Here is a 19,751-nt window from a genome sequence, read left to right as displayed (position 1 = left end):
ATCCTTACCGATCGGTAATCTTCTTGGGGTTCTATTTACCGTGAAATGGAGAGCCATATGATTGACTGGAATCGAGTCGAAGAATTGCGTGACGAAGTGGGTGCAGAAGACTTCCAGGAGGTGGTCGAGCTGTTCCTCGAAGAGGTCGACGAGGCAATCGCACGCATGCAAGCCCAGCCGGATGCATCCCGGCTGGAGCAGGATTTGCATTTTCTAAAGGGCAGCTCCCTGAACCTCGGGTTTGCTGCGTTTTCGTCCCTTTGTTACGAGGGGGAAGCTGCGGCAAGACAGGGGCAAACGGATGGGGTCGACCTGCCGAAAATATTCAACAGCTACGCAGAGTCACGCGCGGAGTTCTTAAGCAAATCCGCAGCGTAAATTTTTCAGAGAACAAATTCCGCAAGCGCCTGATCATTTGTGATATCCCGATAAACCAAACCTGCGGCATCCATTTTCTCAAACAAATGCGCGAAATTATCCGGATTATCCGTCTCAATCCCAATCAAGACCGAGCCAAAATTTCGCGCTGATTTCTTGAGATATTCAAAGCGCGCGATGTCGTCATTGGTTCCGAGCATATCGAGAAACTCGCGCAAAGCGCCGGGCCGCTGCGGCATACGCAGGATGAAGTATTTCTTGAGATTGCGGAATCTCTGGGCCCGCTCCTTCACCTCCGGCAAACGTTCGAAATCGAAGTTCCCGCCAGAGGTCACACAAACGACCCGTTTGCCCCGAATCTGCTCGCGAATGTCCTGAAGCGCATCAACCGAGAGTGCGCCAGCGGGTTCCAAAACGATACCTTCGACGTTCAGCATCTCCAGCATCGTGGAGCAAATGCGATCTTCCGGGCAGGCCAGAATGTGATCGGGTGAAATATTCTTCAGACTCTCGAAGGGCAGTTCCCCGATCCGCGCGACGGCGGCACCGTCTACGAAGCTATCGACATCCGACAAAGTGACAGGATGCCCCTCAGCAACCGCCGCTTTGAGTGAACGCCCCCCCATCGGTTCGACAAAATAGACCTCGGCCTGTGGTGCCGTCGCTTTGAGATAGGACACGACGCCTGCGGAAAGACCGCCGCCTCCGACGGGAAGAACAACAACATCAGGCACCATTTGGGACATGAATTCGACCGCAACCGTGGCCTGCCCCTCGATCACATCGAGATCGTCGAAAGGCGCAAGAAAATGGCCGTCCTCACTTGCGCAGTAGGTTTTCGCGGCTTCAAGCGTGTTGTCGAAATAGTCCCCAACAAGGCGAATTTCGACCATGTCACCGCCGAAGACTTTGGTCTTATCGATCTTTTGCTGTGGCGTGGTGACCGGCATGAAGATGACGCCGCGCACACCGAACTGACGACAGGCAAAGGCCACGCCCTGGGCATGGTTTCCGGCGGAGGCACAGACGAAAAGCCCAATGTTCGGGTCTTTTTCACGCGCCTTGATCATCGCGTTCCACGCCCCGCGCAGCTTGTAAGAGCGCACCGGCGTCAAATCTTCGCGCTTGAGCCAGACATCGCAATCAAAGGCTTGCGACAGGTGATCGTTGCGCAGACAGGGGGTTGGCTCGAAAAGGCGCCGCACCAAGGTCTCCGCTTCACGGGCCTTTTGCGCGAAATTGTCCGGGTCAGTCATTCAAATGCCCCTTCATCGCCAACTCATAGATCGAGGACAACAGGCTGACGTTGATCATCAGCAAAATCCAACCCGCCGCCAATTCGTACAGCAGGCCAATGATACCGCTGCCAAACACCGGGGCGATGACTTGAACGACCATCAACACGGCAACCGACAGGATCGCGGCCTGCAAAATCGGGCCGGAGTGAGGCTTCGTGGCCCGCCATGCTTCACCCATGGGTACCTTGTTCCCAATGGCAACCCCCGGCAACATGGGCGAAATCCGAAAAAACACAAAGGCTGCCGGCAAGCCGACAAGCACGATAAGGAACAGGGCACCAACAGACTGGGGCAAAATTCCGCCAAACAAGGACAGAAAAACCCCTCCCCAAAGAACGATCAACAAGCCAACCAACAGGCCCATCACGATGGACAGGATAAGGTAGCTAAAAATGCGCCCACCACTCCAGGACGGGAAAGCCGAGGTCGGGCGTTTGCCCTCAAGCGCATAGCGGTGCCACTCGACTGCGATCCAACACGAGCCGACCGCCATCACGATATTCGCAGCGAAGAGCAACATCAGGCCATTGCCGGAGACCGCCTCCGGATCGCCCGCCGCGAGGCCTTCCATATCCACCGACCCAAAGACCAAAATCTGCAGGATCAAAATTCCGATCCAGATTAGACCAGATACAGCCAATGCTTCGTCGAGGTGGCGCAGAACACGCAACACGGCGTTCTGAAAGAGGATAAAGCCCGTCATGATAACCCTTTTCGATCAACTTACCCGACGGTCTTAGTGGTTTTCCCCTCTGAGCTAAAGCATTCTTGGCGCGAAACCCCGCTCAAACCTTGCCCTCAGGACGAAAACCCGATAATCGCCCGTGCGATATCCGCAAAAGGAAAGTCTCATGTCAGCGCCCAAAAAAGTGGTTCTCGCCTACTCCGGCGGCCTCGATACCTCGATCATCCTGAAATGGCTCCAGACCGAATATGGCTGTGAGGTTGTGACCTTTACCGCCGATCTCGGCCAAGGTGAGGAACTGGACCCGGCGCGAAAAAAGGCTGAGATGCTCGGCATCAAACCGGAAAACATCTACATCGAAGACGTGCGCGAAGAGTTCGTGCGTGATTTCGTCTTCCCGATGTTCCGCGCCAATGCCGTTTACGAAGGCCTTTACCTTCTGGGCACTTCCATCGCGCGTCCGCTGATCTCCAAACGTCTTGTCGAGATCGCAGAAGCCACCGGTGCCGATGCCGTCGCTCACGGCGCGACCGGCAAGGGCAACGATCAGGTGCGGTTCGAGCTTTCTGCCTACGCGCTCAACCCCGACATCAAAGTGATCGCACCCTGGCGGGAATGGGATCTGTCCTCGCGCACCAAACTTTTGGACTTCGCCGAGCAGAACCAAATCCCGATCGCGAAAGACAAACGTGGCGAAGCGCCATTCTCCGTCGACGCGAACCTTCTGCACACCTCGTCCGAGGGCAAAGTGCTTGAGGACCCGGCACAAGAAGCGCCCGATTACGTCTACCAGCGCACGGTTCACCCCGAAGATGCGCCGAACGAACCCGAGTTCATCGAGATCACCTTTGAAAAAGGCGATGCGGTAGCGATCAACGGCGTGGCGATGAGCCCGGCGACGATCCTGACCGAACTGAACGAATACGGTCGCAAGCACGGCATCGGCCGTCTCGATTTCGTCGAGAACCGTTTCGTCGGTATGAAATCGCGCGGCATCTATGAGACCCCGGGCGGTACGATCCTGTTGGAAGCACACCGTGGCATCGAACAAATCACACTCGATTCCGGCGCAGGTCACCTGAAAGACAGCCTGATGCCGCGTTACGCCGAGCTGATCTATAACGGCTTCTGGTTCTCGCCGGAGCGTGAAATGCTTCAGGCCGCCATCGACAAATCGCAAGAACATGTCTCCGGCAATGTGCGCCTGAAACTCTACAAAGGCTCTGCCTTCACCGTGGCCCGGTCGTCCGAAGCCTCGCTTTATTCCGAAGCGCATGTGACTTTCGAAGACGATGCAGGCGCTTACGACCAGAAAGACGCCGCGGGCTTTATCCAGCTCAACGCGCTGCGCCTGAAACTTCTGGCCGCACGGAACCGTCGTTTGAAGAAATAACGATTTACCAATCTCGAGATGATAAAAGGGCGTCCACTTGGGCGCCCTTTTTATTTAGGTCTTCGAATTGATTTAGGCCGCGCGAAAGCTTTTCACCTCATCAGCCGAGGGGATCGCGTCCGCCGTTCCGGCGCGCGTCACCTTCAACGCCGCCGCCTGAACCGCCCATTCCATCGCGGCCTTGATCGGCATGCCAAGATCGAGCCCGGCGGCGACATAGCCGATGTAGGTGTCCCCTGCCGCCGTGGTGTCGACCGGCGTGACTTTCGGCGATGTCACCTCGATCACCTCACCCGTTTCATTCGAGCGCCACATGGCGCCTTGGCTGCCCAAGGTCACCATGACTTGTGGCGCGGGGATTTGCTCCAAAGACACGCCCATTTCGGTGCAGAGCTGAGAGGCTTCGACCGAATTCATCACCAGCATGGAGACGTCGGGGATGAGTTCTTTCACGGCTTTGATCGAAAACGGTGCCGCCGAATAGATCACCCGCATGCCTTTGACCAAAGCAAAAGTCGCAGCTTGGGGTTGCAGGTTGGTTTCGTTTTGCAGCAAAAGCGTATCTGAGGCCTTTGCCTGATCAATCGCCTCGACAACAAATTCGCTGTCTTGTTTCACATTCGCGCCCGGATCGAGCACGATCATGTTCTCGCCCTCGGGATCGACATAGATCACGGCGTGCCCCGTCGCCTCGGTGACCTCGCGCAGGTATTTGCAGTTCACGCCATAGCCTTCGATCCGCTTACGAACCCAGGTGTCGCTTTGGCCAATAGCCCCGATATGAAACACCTCAGCCCCGGCCTTCGCGGCCGCGACCGATTGGTTCATACCCTTTCCACCCAGGCCAAGCTTATGGCCCGTCGCAGAAAGGGTTTCTCCGGGTTCGGGAAAATGCGGAAGCATGTAGAAATGGTCGATATTCACCGAACCGAGATTAAAGATCGCCATAACACGCCTCCCACTTTTTACGTCGTTTGACCCACCTTACACGCGGCAAGCACGGCCATGTTCAGAATATCGTTTACAGTCGAAACCGTTGAACAAATCTGAATCGGCTTGTCGACACCGGTCAAGATCGGACCAATGACGGTCGCACCGGCCATTTCCTGCATCAGTTTCACCGAAATCGACGCGGAGTGGCGCGCCGGCACCACGAGGATATTCGCAGGCCCAGACAGGCGACAGAACGGATAGGCCGACATGACATCGGGGTTCAGCGCCACATCGACGGTCATCTCGCCATCATATTCGAAATCGACGCCGCGCTTGTCGAGCACCTGCGGCGCGATGTGCATTTTGTTGGCCCGTTCAGAGACCGGATAACCGAAGGTCGAGAAGGAGACGAAAGCCACCCGCGGTTCGATCCCCATCTTGCGCGCCACGGCGGCGGCGGCGGTGGCGATGTCAGCGAGATCTTCCTCTTCCGGCCATTCATGCACGAGAGTGTCGGCAATGAAAATGATCCGGCCTTTGTGCAAAACGGCAGTGACGCCCACGGCGCCATCTTCCGCCTTCGCATCGAATACCGAATTGATCCGATCAAGCACATGCGCGGATTTGCGCGTCGCTCCGGTGACGAGACCGTCGGCATGGCCATGCGCCAGCATCAAAGCGGAAAACGCATGACGGTCACGGGCGGCCAGACGGTGAATGTCCTTTTGGTCAAAACCTGTACGTTGCAGACGTTTATAAAGGAAATCCTTATACTCAGAGAGGTGCTGCGTGTTGGCGGCATTGACGATTTCGATCTCGGACATTGCTTCGCCAAGACCCTCTTCTTGCAGTTTGGCCCGCACGTCTTCGGTCCGACCGACGACCAGAGCACGTCCGAAACCGCCCCGGTGATAGGCCACAGCCGCGCGCAGAACACGCGGATCGTCGCCCTCAGCAAAGACCATCGTCGCCTGCGCCTGACGCGCGCGCGCATAAAGTCCCTGAAGGATTTGCGCCGTCGGGTCCATCCGGGCCTGAAGGTCCTGCGCGTAGCCTTCCATGTCGATGATCGGACGTCGAGCCACGCCCGTATCCATGCCGACCTGCGCGACAGCGGGCGGGATCGTGTAAATCAAACGCGGATCAAACGGCGTCGGAATGATGTAATCGCGGCCAAAGGTCAGTTTGCGGCCGTAGGCCAAGGCCACCTCATCCGGCACATCTTCGCGCGCCAGAGCCGCCAGAGCTTCGGCGCAGGCGATTTTCATCTCATCGTTGATGGCACGGGCATGGATGTCGAGCGCCCCGCGGAACAGGTAGGGAAAGCCCAAGACGTTGTTCACCTGGTTCGGATAATCCGAGCGCCCGGTCGCGACGATCACGTCATCACGCACCTCATGCGCGTCTTCAGGTGTAATCTCCGGATCGGGGTTCGCCATGGCGAAAATCACGGCATTGGGCGCCATGCTTTTGACCATATCCTGGGTCACGGCGCCTTTGGCCGACACACCAAGGAACACATCAGCATCCACCATCGCTTCGCCCAAGGTGCGCGCATCGGTGACCGCCGCGTGAGCCGATTTCCACTGGTTCATACCTTCGGTACGGCCCTGATAAATCACGCCTTTGGTGTCGCACATGATGCAATTGTCATGCTTCGCGCCCATGGCCTTGACCAGTTCAAGACAAGCGATCCCGGCGGCACCAGCCCCGTTCAGGACAATCTTACAATCTTCGATTTTCTTGCCGGAGATGTGCAGCGCGTTGATCAAGCCGGCCGCACAGATCACCGCCGTGCCGTGTTGGTCATCGTGGAAAACAGGGATGTCCATCTCTTCCTTGAGACGTTGCTCAATGATGAAACACTCAGGCGCTTTGATGTCCTCAAGGTTGATCCCGCCAAAGCTCGGCCCCATGAGGCGCACAGCACGAATGATCTCTTCGGGATCCTCGGTGTCCAGCTCGATGTCGATGGAGTTCACGTCGGCAAAGCGTTTGAACAGAACCGCCTTGCCCTCCATCACCGGCTTGGACGCCAAAGCGCCGAGATTGCCAAGGCCCAAAACCGCTGTCCCGTTCGAGATCACCGCAACGAGGTTGCCCTTGTTCGTGTAGTCATAGGCCGTTTCCGGCGCTTTCGCGATTTCTTCGCAAGGTACAGCTACGCCCGGGGAATAGGCCAGCGACAGGTCCCGCTGTGTCGTCATCGGCACACTCGGTGCGACATCGAACTTGCCGGGACGCGGGTCCATGTGAAATGCGAGCGCTTCTTCGCGCGTTTGTTTGATTTTGGACATTCGGGTGGCCTCCTCGCCATCAGTTCGGACTACTTACCCACACCCTGCCTCGGTCTCAACAAAAAGAACGCGATCTGGCCCTTTACGCCACATATTGGGTCGTTAAGTTGGGGCGAAATCAGACAGGGAACTGCATCTTGGCCACCGAAACGCCCGCCGCAACGCCGATGATGGCGCAATATCTCGAAATCAAAGCGCGTCATCGCGATGCGCTTTTGTTTTATCGCATGGGCGATTTCTACGAGATGTTCTTTGACGATGCGATTGCCGCTTCAGAGGCGCTCGACATCGCGCTGACGAAACGCGGCAAACATGCGGGCGATGACATTCCGATGTGCGGTGTGCCGGTTCATGCCGCCGAGACCTATTTGCTCAACCTCATTCGCAAGGGCTTCAAAGTCGCCGTTTGCGAACAGCTCGAAGACCCGAGTGAGGCGAAAAAGCGTGGCTCCAAGGCCGTGGTCAAACGTGACGTCGTGCGTCTGGTGACGCCGGGCACGTTGACCGAAGACACGCTCTTGGATGCGCGACGTCACAACTACCTCGCCGCCTATGCGGAAATTCGCGAAGAGAGTGCGCTGGCCTGGATCGACATCTCGACCGGCGCCTTTCATGTGATGCCCTGCCCGCTTGTGGGTCTGGGGCCGGAGCTTGCGCGCCTCAACCCCTCGGAGATCGTCGTATCTGAGGTGAATGAAGCGAATTGGGCCGAGTTTGTGCCTGATTTCTCTGATCGCATCACCGAATTGTCGCGCGCGTCTTTTGACAGCACGTCGGCGCAAACGCGACTGACGTCCCTCTTCGGCGTCTCGTCTCTCGAGGCCTTCGGCCAGTTCACCCTGCCCGAAGTGGCCGCCATGGGCGCGATCGTCGATTATCTCGACATCACGCAAAAGGGTAAATTGCCACTCGTGCGACGCCCCATTCGTGAGTCCTTGCGCGGTGCGATGCAGATCGACGCCTCGACCCGCCGCAATCTTGAGATTTCGCATGCCCTGTCTGGCGGTCGCGAAGGATCGTTGATTGCCACGATGGACCGCACAGTGACGGCCGCAGGTGGGCGTCTTCTTGAGCGCCGGCTTTCGAGCCCATCGCGTGACGTCTCTACGATCTCCGCACGGCTCGATGCGATCTCTTTTGCGATTGAAAATACCCAAACCGCCCAAGCGCTGCGCGACGCGCTGCGGAAGGTTCCGGACATGGAACGCTCGCTGTCACGTCTCGGGCTTGAACGTGGAGGTCCGCGCGACCTGGCGGCCATTCGCAATGGTCTGTCACAGGCGGAAAACATCTATGATCTACTTGAAAATGCGCCAGTTTCGACCCTAATCCAGCAGAAAATGGCATTTCTGACAGGTCAAGCCGAACTGATTGACTTGCTCGATGCGGCTCTGGTTGCGGAACCACCCCTGCTCGCGCGGGACGGCGGATTTATCGCCGCCGGGTATCACGAAGAGCTCGATGAATCTCGCACTCTGCGCGACGAAGGGCGCGGTGTGATTGCCTCCCTACAGATGAAATATGCAGAGATGACCGGCGTCCAGTCGCTCAAGGTCAAACACAACAATGTCCTCGGCTACTTCATCGAAACCACCTCGACGCACGCCGAAAAAATGCATTCCTTGTCGGAAACCTTCATTCACCGTCAAACGACCGCCAATCAGGTGCGGTTCACAACGCTGGAACTTTCCGAGCTGGAGACAAAAATCCACAACGCCGGTGGGCGCGCGCTTGAGATCGAAAAACGCCTCTATGAGACACTACGCATGGCGATTTTGGAACAGGCCCCTGCAATCAACGATGCCTCTGGCGCGCTGGCCGAACTGGACCTGATCACAGCGCTTGCCGATCTCTCTGTGAGCGAAGGTTGGACCCGTCCTCAGGTGGATTTGGGTCGAGAATTCTTGATTTCCGGCGGTCGTCATCCCGTTGTGGAACGTGCCTTGCGCAAGCAAGGCGGGGACAAATTCGTCGCCAACAACTGTGACCTGTCTGACGGACATGAGGGCGCCGCGATCTGGCTTTTGACCGGGCCGAACATGGCCGGTAAGTCGACATTCCTGCGCCAAAACGCGTTGATTGCCCTGATTGCTCAGGCTGGCTCCTATGTGCCCGCCGACTCCGCACATATCGGCATTGTGTCCCAACTTTTCTCCCGCGTCGGTGCCTCTGACGATCTGGCACGCGGGCGTTCGACCTTCATGGTGGAAATGGTTGAAACCGCCGCGATCCTCAATCAGGCCGACGACCGAGCCCTCGTGATTTTGGATGAAATCGGGCGCGGCACGGCGACCTATGACGGCTTGTCGATCGCTTGGGCGACGCTTGAGCATCTGCATGATGTCAACAAATGCCGCGCGTTGTTTGCGACGCACTATCACGAAATGACCAGTCTTTCCGACAAACTGTCAGGCGCAGAAAACGCCACCGTGTCGGTCAAGGAATGGGAAGGCGAAGTGATTTTCCTTCATGAGGTGATCAAGGGCAAAGCGGATCGGTCCTACGGTGTGCAAGTCGCCCGACTTGCGGGCCTGCCAGATGCCGTGGTCGAGCGCGCGAAATCCGTTTTGGAGGCTTTGGAAAAAGGTCAGTCCGAGAATGCCGCCAATCCCAAAGCGATCATTGATGATCTTCCGCTCTTCGCCGCGATGCCGCCCGCGCCAAAACCCGTGGCGCAAAAAGAGAGTGCCGTTGAAAAGGCTCTTGAGGGGATTTTGCCGGATGATCTGAGCCCGCGTGAGGCGCTTCAAGTGCTCTATGATTTGAAAGCGAAGCTGGACTAGGCGCCACGCGTCACCAGCTTCCGCTTGCCCCGCCGCCGCTTGACGAACCGCCGCCAAACGAGCTGCTCCCCGAAGAAGAGGAGCTTGAGCTTTTGCGCGGGATGGTGCGTTCAACGGAATAGGCATCGCCGCAATTGTGACAATGGTAATCGATGCGCTTGCGGCCCGTTGACGATGTGGTCGCATGTTCGAGAATGGTGGTGTCGCCCTCAACGGTGCGATACCCGCAATTTCGGCAAACGGAGTAGGACGAAAACCACGCACGATAGCCTTCGATGGTGATGTGCTGACAGGTCTGACATTCCCAGACATCGTAATCGACGGATTTCAAATCCTCTTCGGTGATCTGTCCTTTCTGGAGGTGGTTGTCCTCCCAGGCCTCATCCAGACGCGTCATTTGATGACCGTCATTGGGACAAATACGAGGGTGATTGCGTTTCCAACGGCGATAGGCCCGATAGGGAAACGGCAAAAGAGCCGCCAGAATGGCAAAAATCCAATTGCCGAGCCCCTGCACGACGGAATTGACCATGCGGCCAATCATATTGGTCGCCCTCACCCATGGACTCGCATCGTATTCACCCGGCCAAGACCCTGTCACAGCCAGGATCGTATGATTGACACCGTTTGAAATGCCCTCCTCATAGGCGTCGTCGCGAAAATACGGCAGGATGTCATCGTCGATCACCTTTTGCATCGGGTCATTCATACGCGTGCCGTAGCCAGAACCAACCTCCAGGCGCACTTTGCGATCCCACAGAGAGACAAGCATCATCACCCCATCGTTCCGCTCAGCGTTGCCAACACCCCATTCGTTGAAAAGCCCCGTCGCAAAGGGTTCAATCGCGCCCGTATGACCGTAACGACGCATTTCATAGATCGTGACGACCGTGAACTCGATCCCCGTCTCTTCTCGTAATTCCATGAGGCGATCATGGATGTCATCCGCGACCTCATTCGAGAGAATATCAGCGAAATCATTGACATAGATATCACGATACTCTGGATAATCCTGAGCCACGACAGAGAAGGGCATCAGGATCAAAAGCAACAAAAGACGGATAACACGCATAGAAAAAGCCCTCGCAAGATACGAGGGCTTTAGCAAAGCTCAGTTTCCGGGAAAACCTTTTTACGCGGGCGTCGACGACACCCCAACCTGTGCCGGGCGCAGCAGGCGGTCGTGGATCATGAAACCCACGTTCATAACTTGGATAATGTCACCGGCTTTGGTGCCAGGCACGGGGGCCTCGAACATGGCTTCGTGAATTTGCGGATCGAAGGTCTCGCCCACTTCCGGGTTCACGATCTGAATGCCGTGTTTCGAGAAGGTGTTCAAAAGCTCACGCATGGTCAGCTCGATCCCTTCGATCAGGGCGGCCTGCGTTTCGCGTTGATCTTCGGCAATCGCATCAATCGCGCGTTTCATGTTGTCGAAGACCGGCAACATATCGCGGGCCAGTTTGGACCCACCATAGTTTTCCGCCTCGCGACGATCACGATCCGCACGCTTGCGGGAGTTTTCCGCATCGGCCACCGCACGCATGAAACGATCCCGGAATTCATCGCGTTCTGCGCGGAGCTGTTCGAGCTCCTCGGACAGATCGCCAGTTTCCGGATCTTCAAGTGCCTCATCAGAGGTGATGTCGATGATCTCTTCTTCAGTCGGGCGTTTGATCTCTTCAGACATATCTTTCTTCGGATCCGTCATGTTTCACCTTTTCAAGCCTTGCCGGACACAATCCGTCCGACAAGTTGGGCCGTGTAATCGACAATCGGCACGATCCGCCCATAGTTGAGGCGAGTCGGCCCGATGACACCCACGGCACCGATAATTTTTCGTTCAGCGTTCATATATGGAGAAACCACCAAAGAGGAACCCGAAAGTGAGAAAAGTTTGTTCTCTGAGCCAATGAAAATGCGCACGCCTTCGCCATCTTCGGTCAGTTCGAGAAATTCCGCAATGTCGCGTTTCTTTTCGAGATCGTCGAACAGGCTTCTGATGCGATCAAGCTCTTCGGCCTCAGCGCTTTCCCCCAAAAGATTGGCACGCCCGCGCACGATCAAGCGCTCGTAATGCGACCCCTCACCTTCCCAAAACGCCGAACCGTTTTCGATCAGATCGGCAGCGAGGCTATCAAGCTCCTGCCGCCGTGTTTTGATCTCGCGTTCCACCGTCGTCCGCAGCTCAGAGAGCGTTTTGCCCTCAACTAGAGAATTCAGGAAATTCGTCGCCTCCCGCAGCGAGGACGGCGTTTGCCCCATCGGCGGCGTGAAGATGCGGTTTTCGACATGACCGTCGGCAAAGACCAACACGACCAGCGCACGGTCCGGTGCGAGATTGACGATTTCCACATGTTTAACAGGCGCTTCGTGTTTAGGCGCCAACACAAGACTGGCGCCTTGTGTCAAACCCGACAGAGCCGACCCGACACGGTCCAAGGCCCCGTTCACATCGTGATGTTCGTTGCGGATGGTCAATTCCATCTTTTCGCGCACATCATCGGTGACCGTGCCGACCTCCAACAACCCGTCCACAAACAAACGCAGCCCAAGCTGTGTCGGCACCCGCCCCGCGGACACATGCGGACTGTCCAAAAGCCCGAGATATTCGAGGTCCTGCATCACGTTGCGCACGGTTGCGGCGGAGACTTTTTCGCTCATCGTCCGCGTCAGAGTGCGCGACCCCACAGGTCCGCCGCTTTCAAGATAGCCCTCGACCACGCGGCGAAACACTTCGCGCGACCGGTCATTCATTTCAGCGATGAGATTTACACGATCCGTCATTCTTCCTGCGTCTTCCGAAACCCTTTGCCATTAAAAGACATCGAGACCGAGGGTCAATGAGGCTTGCACGTCTGAGCACCTGTTCGGTATGTCTGCCGCAACAGATGCGGAAGGATATAGCATGCGACCCTCAGGTAGAAATTTAGACGAAATGCGGCCGATTTCAATCGAGACCGGCGTGACGAAACATGCCGAGGGCTCGTGTCTGATCCGTTGCGGCGACACGCATGTTCTCTGCACCGCCACGATCGAAGAGCGCGTGCCGCCCTTTATGCGCAATTCGGGCCAGGGCTGGGTGACCGCCGAATACGGCATGCTGCCGCGCTCGACCTCCTCGCGGATGCGTCGTGAGGCGACCCAGGGCAAGCAAGGTGGGCGTACCGTTGAAATTCAACGTCTGATCGGGCGTTCCCTGCGCGCGGGCGTGGATCGCGTGGCCCTTGGCGAACGTCAGATCACCGTCGACTGTGATGTCATTCAGGCCGATGGCGGTACACGTTGTGCGTCAATCACCGGGGGGTGGGTTGCCCTGCGTTTGGCGGTGAACAAGCTTTTGAAATCCGGCGCGCTCACTTCCGATCCGCTGATCTCGAATGTGGCGGCTGTGTCCTGTGGCATCTATGCCGGTCAACCTGTGCTCGATCTCGATTACCCGGAAGATTCCGAGGCTGGCGTGGACGGCAATTTCATCATGCTTGCCAACGGTCAGCTGATCGAAACCCAAATGAGTGCCGAGGGCGCCACCTATTCGCGCGCGCAGATGAACGAATTGCTCGATCTTGCCGAAAAAGGCGTTTCTGAGCTGGTTTCGGCTCAAAACGCTGCGGTGGCGTGATGCGCGCATTCGACGGTAAAAAGCTGGTTCTCGCCTCCCACAACAAAGGCAAGCTTCGCGAAATCGCGGAGCTTTTGGAACCCTTCGGGATCGAGGTGATCTCCGCCGGTGATCTCGGGTTCGAAGAACCGGACGAGACCGAAGACACCTTTGTCGGAAATGCCCGGATCAAGGCGCATTTTGCGGCCAAATCCAGCGGGCTCCCGGCCCTCTCCGATGACAGTGGCCTCGCAGTTGACGGTCTTGACGGCGCGCCGGGCGTCTATTCCGCCGATTGGGCAGAAACCCCCAATGGCCGCGATTTCCCGATGGCAATGCAAAAGGTCTGGGACCGTCTCGAAGAGGTGAATACAGCCGACCCCCGCACCGCGCAGTTCTGTTGCACGCTCTGCCTCGCCTGGCCTGATGGCCATGACGAGGTTTTCGAAGGCAAAGTCAAAGGTCACCTCGTCTGGCCCGCGCGTGGCGAGCGCGGCTTTGGGTATGACCCGATGTTCGTCCCCGAAGGTGAAACACAAACCTTCGGAGAAATCGATCCAGCGCGCAAACAGGCCATGAGCCATCGCGCCGATGCGTTTCGTCAACTGGTCTCCGGACCCTTTAAGGATCTCGCTAAATGAGTACCCGCAAACTGATCTCCTCCGGCTCTAATTTCGAAAAAGTCATGGGCTATTCCCGCGCCGTCGTACAAGGCGACTGGTGTTTCGTGTCCGGCACCACCGGCTACGATTACAGCACGATGACCATGCCGGAGAGCATCGCCGATCAGGCGCGCAATTGCTTCAAAACCATTTCCGGCGTGCTGGAAGGCGAAGGGTTTTCACTGAAAGACGCGGTGCGTGTGCAATACACGATCACCGACGCCGCTTTGGTGGATGAAGTTGTCCCGGCTTTGGGCGAATTCCTCGCCGATATTCGCCCTGCGGCCACCATGGTCGTTGCCGATCTCATCAAACCCGAGATGCTGATCGAAATCGAAATCACGGCGTTCAAGGGATAATCATGGAAGACTGGCAAAACGGGGGCTTTGGCCTCTACATCCATTGGCCGTTTTGCCAGGCGAAATGCCCCTATTGTGATTTTAACTCCCATGTGGCCGCGACGATTGATCAATCCGCATGGGAGCGCGCTTATCTGTCCGAGATCGAGCGTGTTTCACGGGAAACATCTGGCCGCGTGTTGAACACCGTATTCTTTGGAGGCGGCACACCGTCTTTGATGGATCCAGAGCTCGTAAATGCCATTTTGAGCAAGGTTCGAGACTGTTGGACACTTGCGAATGATGTCGAGATCACACTCGAAGCCAACCCGACCTCTGTCGAAGCCGGTCGTTTTCAGGGCTATCGCGACGCTGGCGTCAATCGTGTCTCCATGGGCATTCAGTCGCTTCATGACGAGGATTTGAAACGCCTCGGGCGCCTGCATTCTGTGTCAGAGGCGCGAAAAGCTTTCGATATTGCCCGAAATACCTTTGATCGTGTGAGTTTTGATCTGATTTATGCGCGACAAGGACAAACGCCAGACGCTTGGCGGACGGAATTGCGCGAAGCTCTCTCCATGGCCGTCGATCACCTGTCACTCTATCAGCTGACCATCGAACAAGGCACCGCCTTCGGTGATCGCTATGATCGCGGACTTTTACGTGGCCTGCCCTCTGACGACAGCGCGGCGGACATGTATTTCGTCACGCAAGAAGAGTGTGAAAAGGCTGGAATGCCTGCTTATGAAGTCTCTAATCACGCCCAAAATGGCTCTGAGAGCCGCCATAATCTCATTTATTGGCGTTATGGCGATTATGCGGGAATTGGTCCTGGCGCACATGGACGACTTACCTTGAGTGGTCAGAAATACGCCATCGATATGCCCCTCGCCCCAACTCAATGGCTGACATCCGTTTCTCAAAACGGTCACGGCGAAAATCCACGTGAAACTGTAAGTGGATACGATCAAGCCATCGAATATCTGATGATGGGGCTCCGGATCACCGAAGGCATCGATATTGCGCGGATTTCAACCCTCTTGGGCCAAGACTTTACTATTGAAAACAAATACTTGATTGAAGATGACTTCGTCAGAATCAAAAATGGCCGCCTTTCTGTCACCCAGAAAGGTCGGCCAGTTCTGAACGCGATCATTCGCGATCTGATCCCGGATTTTTAAGCGCCGCGGGATAGGATGCCACAGAGAGCATCCAACTCATCCAAAGAATCATAGGACACCGAAAGCACACCTTTCTCAGTGCCATCCTTATGATCAATATGCACCTTCATCCGGATTGCTGCGGAAAGATCGGACTCAAGCGCCCGCGTATCCGCATCTTTGTCCGGAGATTTATAGGATTTCGCAGTTTTGGGCTGACTTGGTGTCTTTTCAGCCTTCGCCAAGCGCTCCGTTTCCCGCACTGAAAGGCCGCCCTCAATGACTTGTTTCGCCAAGTCTGAGGGATCTTCAGCTGTGATCAAAGCCCGCGCATGGCCAGCCGACAACTGGCCTGACACCACAAACGCCTGAACATCGCTCGGGAGGTTCAAAAGTCGGATCAGGTTGGCGATATGGCTTCGACTTTTCCCCAAAGCATCGGACAGCTTTTCTTGCGTATGCCCAAATCGCTCCATCAATTGCTGATAGCCAGCCGCCTCTTCGATCGCGTTAAGATCAGAGCGTTGAATGTTCTCGATAATGGCGACTTCGAGCACCTCAGTATCGGAATATTCCCGCACCAAAACCGGAAGCTCATGCAAACGCGCAATCTGAGATGCGCGCCAACGACGCTCACCCGCCACGATTTCATATTCGCCTGCTTTGCGAGAACTTTCGCGCACGATCAAAGGCTGAATAACGCCTTTTTCACGGATGGAATCGGCCAGTTCATCGAGTGCTGACTGATTAAACGTCCGTCGCGGCTGATCAGGATTTGGTACGATTCTCTCAATCGGCACCAACATATCGGCCCGACGCGGCTCATTCTGAGAAGATTGTTCGTTAGGCGTATCCTGTGCCACATCCGCCATCAAAGCAGAAAGGCCACGCCCAAGACCTCGGTTTTTAGGTTTGCTCGGATTTGCCATTTTTATCGTCCTTTTTTCGCAATCACTTCTTTCGCCAGCGCCTGATAGGCTAAGCTGCCTTTCGACATCGGATCATAATCCAAAACGGGCAAAGCGAAAGACGGCGCTTCACTGATACGCACATTGCGCGGAATTACGGTTTCAAACACCAAATCCCCAAGGTTGTCACGCGCATCCAGCTCGACCTGACGGGACAAGTTGTTGCGTTGATCATACATGGTCAACACAACACCTTCGATACGCAGTTTAGAATTTGCCGTTTGGCGAACTTCGCGCACGGTTAGCATGAGCTGGGAAAGTCCTTCCAAAGCAAAGAACTCGCTCTGCAATGGCACCAAAACGGATTCGGCCGCCACCATTGCGTTCACCGTCAGCAAACTCAAAGATGGCGGACAGTCGATCAGGATAAAATCGAAAGCGAAATCATCAATCGCATGCTGCCGCAAAGCATCATGCAGCAGGAAACTGCGCTTTTCATTCGTGACCATCTCAATATCCGCAGAGCTGAGATCGATTGTCGCGGGAGAGATCCAAAGGTTTTCAAACTCAGTCGTTTGAATCACCTCATGTAAATCGACCTCGCCGAGAATGAGATCATAAGTCGTATAGCCGCGATTTTCCGACTCAATGCCCAAGCCAGTGGAGGCATTGCCTTGAGGATCAAGGTCGACAACAAGCACACGACAGCCATTTTTCACTAGAGCCGCGGCGAGATTGATCGCTGTCGTCGTTTTTCCAACCCCGCCTTTCTGGTTTGCAACGGCAATGATTTTCGGGCCCATGGGACGGGAAAGGTCAGACACGTTCTATATCTCCGATCAGCAGAATCACGGATTCTGCATCCGTTACGCTCGCATATTCTTCGTGGCTGAAGCGCCAGCTTTCAAGGGATTCGGCGAGTTCTTCACGAAAAGAAACCCCCTTTAAGAACACCCCATGTCCGCCCGGCGCCAAATGGCGTTCAGCATATTCCAAAAGCTTCGGAAGTGACGCTAAAGCCCGCGCTGAAATAAGATTTGCCTTCATCGGCTCAAGCATTTCAATGCGTTCTGATTTGACTGTTGCATTGAGATCCAGCTCTCGAACAACAGTTCTCAAAAACGTAGCTTTGCGTTGATCGGATTCCACCATTGTGAACGTCAACTCAGGAGAAAACTCCTTAGCCAAAGTCGCGCAAATTAGCCCAGGAAAGCCACCACCACTTCCTAAATCGCACCAATGGTTTAGCGGCGTTGGCGCAATTCGAAACACTTGTGCTGAATCCACAAAGTGGCGTTCCCATGCGCGCTCAATCGTCGATTTTGCCACAAGATTGATTGCGGGATTCCATTTTTGAAGCAAAGCCAGATAGGTTTCCAACCGCTCGAATGTTTCACGTGAAACATCGAAATCAGCAAACTTCAGTGAAGTCATCAGGATGCTTTCTCTCTTTGCGATTGACGCAACCGTGCAAGGATCAAGGTGACAGCGGCTGGCGTCATGCCTTCCACCCTGCCCGCTTGAGAAATAGTTTGCGGTCGAGCCAAAGTCAGTTTGCTACGCAATTCGTTCGAAAGTCCACTGAGCACCGAATAATCGAAATCATCCGGAATAACCTGAAGCTCATCCCGTTTCATTGCATCAACATCGCGCTGTTGGCGTTCGATGTAATTTGCATAGAGCGCATCGCGAGACAATTGCTCCTGTATCTCACGCGAAATTCCTGCGATTTCAGGGTTTAGCGAAATGATGTTTTCAAACGTGACATTCGGGAATGCCAGAACTTCATAAGGCGTACGGCGAGAGCCATCTGAACTTACAGTTACGCCAACCGCGCTAAGCTCTTTTGGCGTATAACTTTCCTTCTCAAGCAAAGCCCGGCCTTTTGAGAGGCTTTCCATCTTTTTCTCAAAAGCCTGCGCACGGGGCTCATGAACCAAGTCCAAATCCTTACCCAGCGGCGTCAAACGTTGATCGGCATTATCTGCCCGCAAAGACAAACGGAATTCCGCGCGAGACGTGAACATACGGTAAGGTTCACTCACACCACGCGTCACAAGGTCGTCAATCATCACACCGATATAGCTTTCAGATCGTGCGAATGTTGCACCATCTTTGCCCATAGATTTACGTGCTGCATTCAATCCTGCCACAAGACCTTGTGCGGCTGCTTCTTCATAGCCGGTTGTCCCATTGATCTGACCTGCCAAGAAAAGTCCCGGAACATCGCGCAACTCCAAAGTCAATCGGAGCGCGCGCGGATCTACATAGTCATATTCAATCGCATACCCCGGCTGGAGAATTTTCACATCCTCCAGACCACGAATAGAACGCACATAGGCCTCCTGCACTTCGAGCGGCAGAGAGGTGGAAATGCCGTTCGGATAAACCGTGTCGTCATCCACCCCTTCCGGCTCCAGGAAGATTTGGTGAGACGACTTATCCGCAAAACGGACAATCTTATCTTCGATAGACGGACAATACCGCGGACCTACGCCCTCAATATGGCCACCGTACATTGCAGACCGAGACAGGTTTTCGCGAATAATGTCGTGAGTCTTTTCATTCGTATGTGTGATGCCGCAGGACACCTGACGCGCAAACGGTTTGCTGTTCAGGAAGGAAAATACCACCGGGTCTTCATCACCCGGCTGTTCTTCGAGAATGTCCCAAGCAATGGTCTTGCCATCCAGACGTGGCGGCGTGCCGGTTTTCAGACGCCCCATCGGCAGCTCGAGCCCATACAGACGTTCCGCCAAAGCAACAGAGGGTTTGTCACCGATCCGACCGCCCGGACGCTTTTCTTCGCCAATATGGATCAAACCATTCAAGAAAGTACCGGTAGTCAAAACCACCGCACCCGCTTTAATCTGAGATTGATCACCGAAAACAACGCCACTTACAACATCGCCGCTCAGCAAAAGATCAGCGACCTCTGCTTCGATGATCGTAAAATTTTCGGTCGCCTCCAGCTCCGCCAACATCTCTGTGCGGTAAATTTTGCGATCAGCCTGCGCACGCGGACCTTGAACCGCTGGACCTTTTCGGCGGTTCAAAAGCCGAAATTGAATCCCGGCCTTATCCGCGATGCGCCCCATCACCCCGTCAAGTGCATCAATCTCGCGCACCAGGTGACCTTTTCCCAAACCGCCAATGGCCGGATTACAGGACATCACACCAATGCCATCTTTCCGCAAAGTGATCAGCGCCGTCCGAGCCCCTGCCCGAGCAGAAGCAGCCGCAGCGTCACATCCAGCATGGCCGCCACCCACGACGACGACATCGAAGTCGGTATGTTTCACGTGAAACACTCCT

The 19,751-nt window shown here is 55.5% G+C and carries 18 protein-coding genes; 7 read left to right on the top strand and 11 right to left on the bottom strand.

The genetic code is table 11. The features are described 5' to 3' along the window. The first annotated feature begins 57 nt into the window (after positions 1–57). Entirely contained in the window at positions 58–378 is a 321-nt protein-coding gene (locus tag ACN0X0_RS07295; RefSeq protein WP_417278611.1) for an Hpt domain-containing protein, read from the top strand. A 5-nt stretch (positions 379–383) separates the two neighbouring features. On the opposite strand, the gene ilvA is transcribed toward ACN0X0_RS07295, so the two are convergent. Together ilvA and ACN0X0_RS07285 are read right to left on the bottom strand one after the other, a co-directional pair. Next, complete coding sequence (gene ilvA, locus ACN0X0_RS07290) at positions 384–1,634, bottom strand: threonine ammonia-lyase IlvA (RefSeq protein ID WP_417278610.1); 1,251 nt, start codon at positions 1,632–1,634, stop codon at positions 384–386. Next, on the bottom strand, positions 1,627–2,379 hold the full coding sequence (locus ACN0X0_RS07285) for a hypothetical protein (RefSeq protein ID WP_417262414.1): 753 nt from the start codon (positions 2,377–2,379) through the stop codon (positions 1,627–1,629). The genes ilvA and ACN0X0_RS07285 overlap by 8 nt, the downstream gene beginning before the upstream one ends. Positions 2,380–2,527: 148 nt before the next feature. Between ACN0X0_RS07285 and ACN0X0_RS07280 the strand changes: the two genes are divergently transcribed. Further along, the gene (locus ACN0X0_RS07280) at positions 2,528–3,754 is read left to right on the top strand and encodes an argininosuccinate synthase (protein ID WP_226551705.1); all 1,227 of its coding nucleotides are present in this window, start codon (positions 2,528–2,530) and stop codon (positions 3,752–3,754) included. Between the two features lie 72 nt (positions 3,755–3,826). On the opposite strand, the gene ACN0X0_RS07275 is transcribed toward ACN0X0_RS07280, so the two are convergent. Together ACN0X0_RS07275 and ACN0X0_RS07270 are read right to left on the bottom strand one after the other, a co-directional pair. Further along, positions 3,827–4,702, bottom strand: a complete 876-nt coding sequence (locus ACN0X0_RS07275) for a ribokinase (RefSeq protein ID WP_417278609.1) — start codon at positions 4,700–4,702, stop codon at positions 3,827–3,829. 17 nt (positions 4,703–4,719) lie between these two features. After that, a complete protein-coding gene (locus ACN0X0_RS07270; protein WP_417262416.1) occupies positions 4,720–6,984 on the bottom strand; it encodes an NADP-dependent malic enzyme in 2,265 nt (754 codons plus the stop codon). Between the two features lie 167 nt (positions 6,985–7,151). Between ACN0X0_RS07270 and mutS the strand changes: the two genes are divergently transcribed. Then, positions 7,152–9,767, top strand: coding sequence for a DNA mismatch repair protein MutS (mutS, locus tag ACN0X0_RS07265; RefSeq protein WP_417278761.1), 2,616 nt, complete (start codon positions 7,152–7,154; stop codon positions 9,765–9,767). A 10-nt stretch (positions 9,768–9,777) separates the two neighbouring features. On the opposite strand, the gene ACN0X0_RS07260 is transcribed toward mutS, so the two are convergent. Genes ACN0X0_RS07260 through hrcA form a run of 3 tightly spaced genes read right to left on the bottom strand, consistent with a single transcriptional unit; the run spans position 9,778 to position 12,554 of the window. Continuing rightward, positions 9,778–10,839, bottom strand: coding sequence for a TPM domain-containing protein (locus ACN0X0_RS07260; protein WP_417278608.1), 1,062 nt, complete (start codon positions 10,837–10,839; stop codon positions 9,778–9,780). 60 nt (positions 10,840–10,899) lie between these two features. Continuing rightward, complete coding sequence (locus tag ACN0X0_RS07255; protein ID WP_226551697.1) at positions 10,900–11,478, bottom strand: nucleotide exchange factor GrpE; 579 nt, start codon at positions 11,476–11,478, stop codon at positions 10,900–10,902. Between the two features lie 11 nt (positions 11,479–11,489). Then, positions 11,490–12,554, bottom strand: a complete 1,065-nt coding sequence (gene hrcA / locus ACN0X0_RS07250; RefSeq protein WP_167601177.1) for a heat-inducible transcriptional repressor HrcA — start codon at positions 12,552–12,554, stop codon at positions 11,490–11,492. A gap of 121 nt (positions 12,555–12,675) precedes the next feature. Between hrcA and rph the strand changes: the two genes are divergently transcribed. Genes rph through hemW form a run of 4 tightly spaced genes read left to right on the top strand, consistent with a single transcriptional unit; the run spans position 12,676 to position 15,549 of the window. After that, on the top strand, positions 12,676–13,389 hold the full coding sequence (gene rph / locus ACN0X0_RS07245; protein ID WP_417278607.1) for a ribonuclease PH: 714 nt from the start codon (positions 12,676–12,678) through the stop codon (positions 13,387–13,389). Next, entirely contained in the window at positions 13,389–14,009 is a 621-nt protein-coding gene (gene rdgB / locus ACN0X0_RS07240; RefSeq protein WP_417278606.1) for an RdgB/HAM1 family non-canonical purine NTP pyrophosphatase, read from the top strand. Before rph ends, rdgB begins: the two co-directional genes overlap by 1 nt. Further along, complete coding sequence (locus tag ACN0X0_RS07235) at positions 14,006–14,389, top strand: RidA family protein (RefSeq protein ID WP_417278605.1); 384 nt, start codon at positions 14,006–14,008, stop codon at positions 14,387–14,389. The genes rdgB and ACN0X0_RS07235 overlap by 4 nt, the downstream gene beginning before the upstream one ends. 2 nt (positions 14,390–14,391) lie before the next feature. Beyond that, entirely contained in the window at positions 14,392–15,549 is a 1,158-nt protein-coding gene (gene hemW / locus ACN0X0_RS07230; RefSeq protein WP_417278604.1) for a radical SAM family heme chaperone HemW, read from the top strand. Here hemW and ACN0X0_RS07225 read toward each other — a convergent pair. From ACN0X0_RS07225 to mnmG, 4 genes are read right to left on the bottom strand one after another with little or no spacing between them, the layout of a single operon-like run. Then, positions 15,546–16,457, bottom strand: a complete 912-nt coding sequence (locus tag ACN0X0_RS07225; RefSeq protein ID WP_417278603.1) for a ParB/RepB/Spo0J family partition protein — start codon at positions 16,455–16,457, stop codon at positions 15,546–15,548. The genes hemW and ACN0X0_RS07225 overlap by 4 nt on opposite strands. A gap of 2 nt (positions 16,458–16,459) precedes the next feature. Further along, the gene (locus ACN0X0_RS07220; protein ID WP_417278602.1) at positions 16,460–17,260 is read right to left on the bottom strand and encodes a ParA family protein; all 801 of its coding nucleotides are present in this window, start codon (positions 17,258–17,260) and stop codon (positions 16,460–16,462) included. Beyond that, on the bottom strand, positions 17,253–17,870 hold the full coding sequence (gene rsmG, locus ACN0X0_RS07215; protein ID WP_417278601.1) for a 16S rRNA (guanine(527)-N(7))-methyltransferase RsmG: 618 nt from the start codon (positions 17,868–17,870) through the stop codon (positions 17,253–17,255). The genes ACN0X0_RS07220 and rsmG overlap by 8 nt, the downstream gene beginning before the upstream one ends. Further along, positions 17,870–19,738 carry a tRNA uridine-5-carboxymethylaminomethyl(34) synthesis enzyme MnmG gene (gene mnmG, locus ACN0X0_RS07210; protein WP_417278600.1) on the bottom strand — a complete coding sequence of 623 codons (1,869 nt, stop codon included), beginning with the start codon at positions 19,736–19,738 and terminating at the stop codon, positions 17,870–17,872. The genes rsmG and mnmG overlap by 1 nt, the downstream gene beginning before the upstream one ends. Positions 19,739–19,751 lie beyond the last annotated feature (13 nt).

The sequence above is a fragment of the Celeribacter sp. genome, assembly GCF_048270365.1.
Taxonomy (GTDB): Bacteria; Pseudomonadota; Alphaproteobacteria; order Rhodobacterales; family Rhodobacteraceae; genus Celeribacter.
Note: the sequence above shows the minus strand (reverse complement) of the source record. Positions and strands in the feature narration are given on the sequence as shown.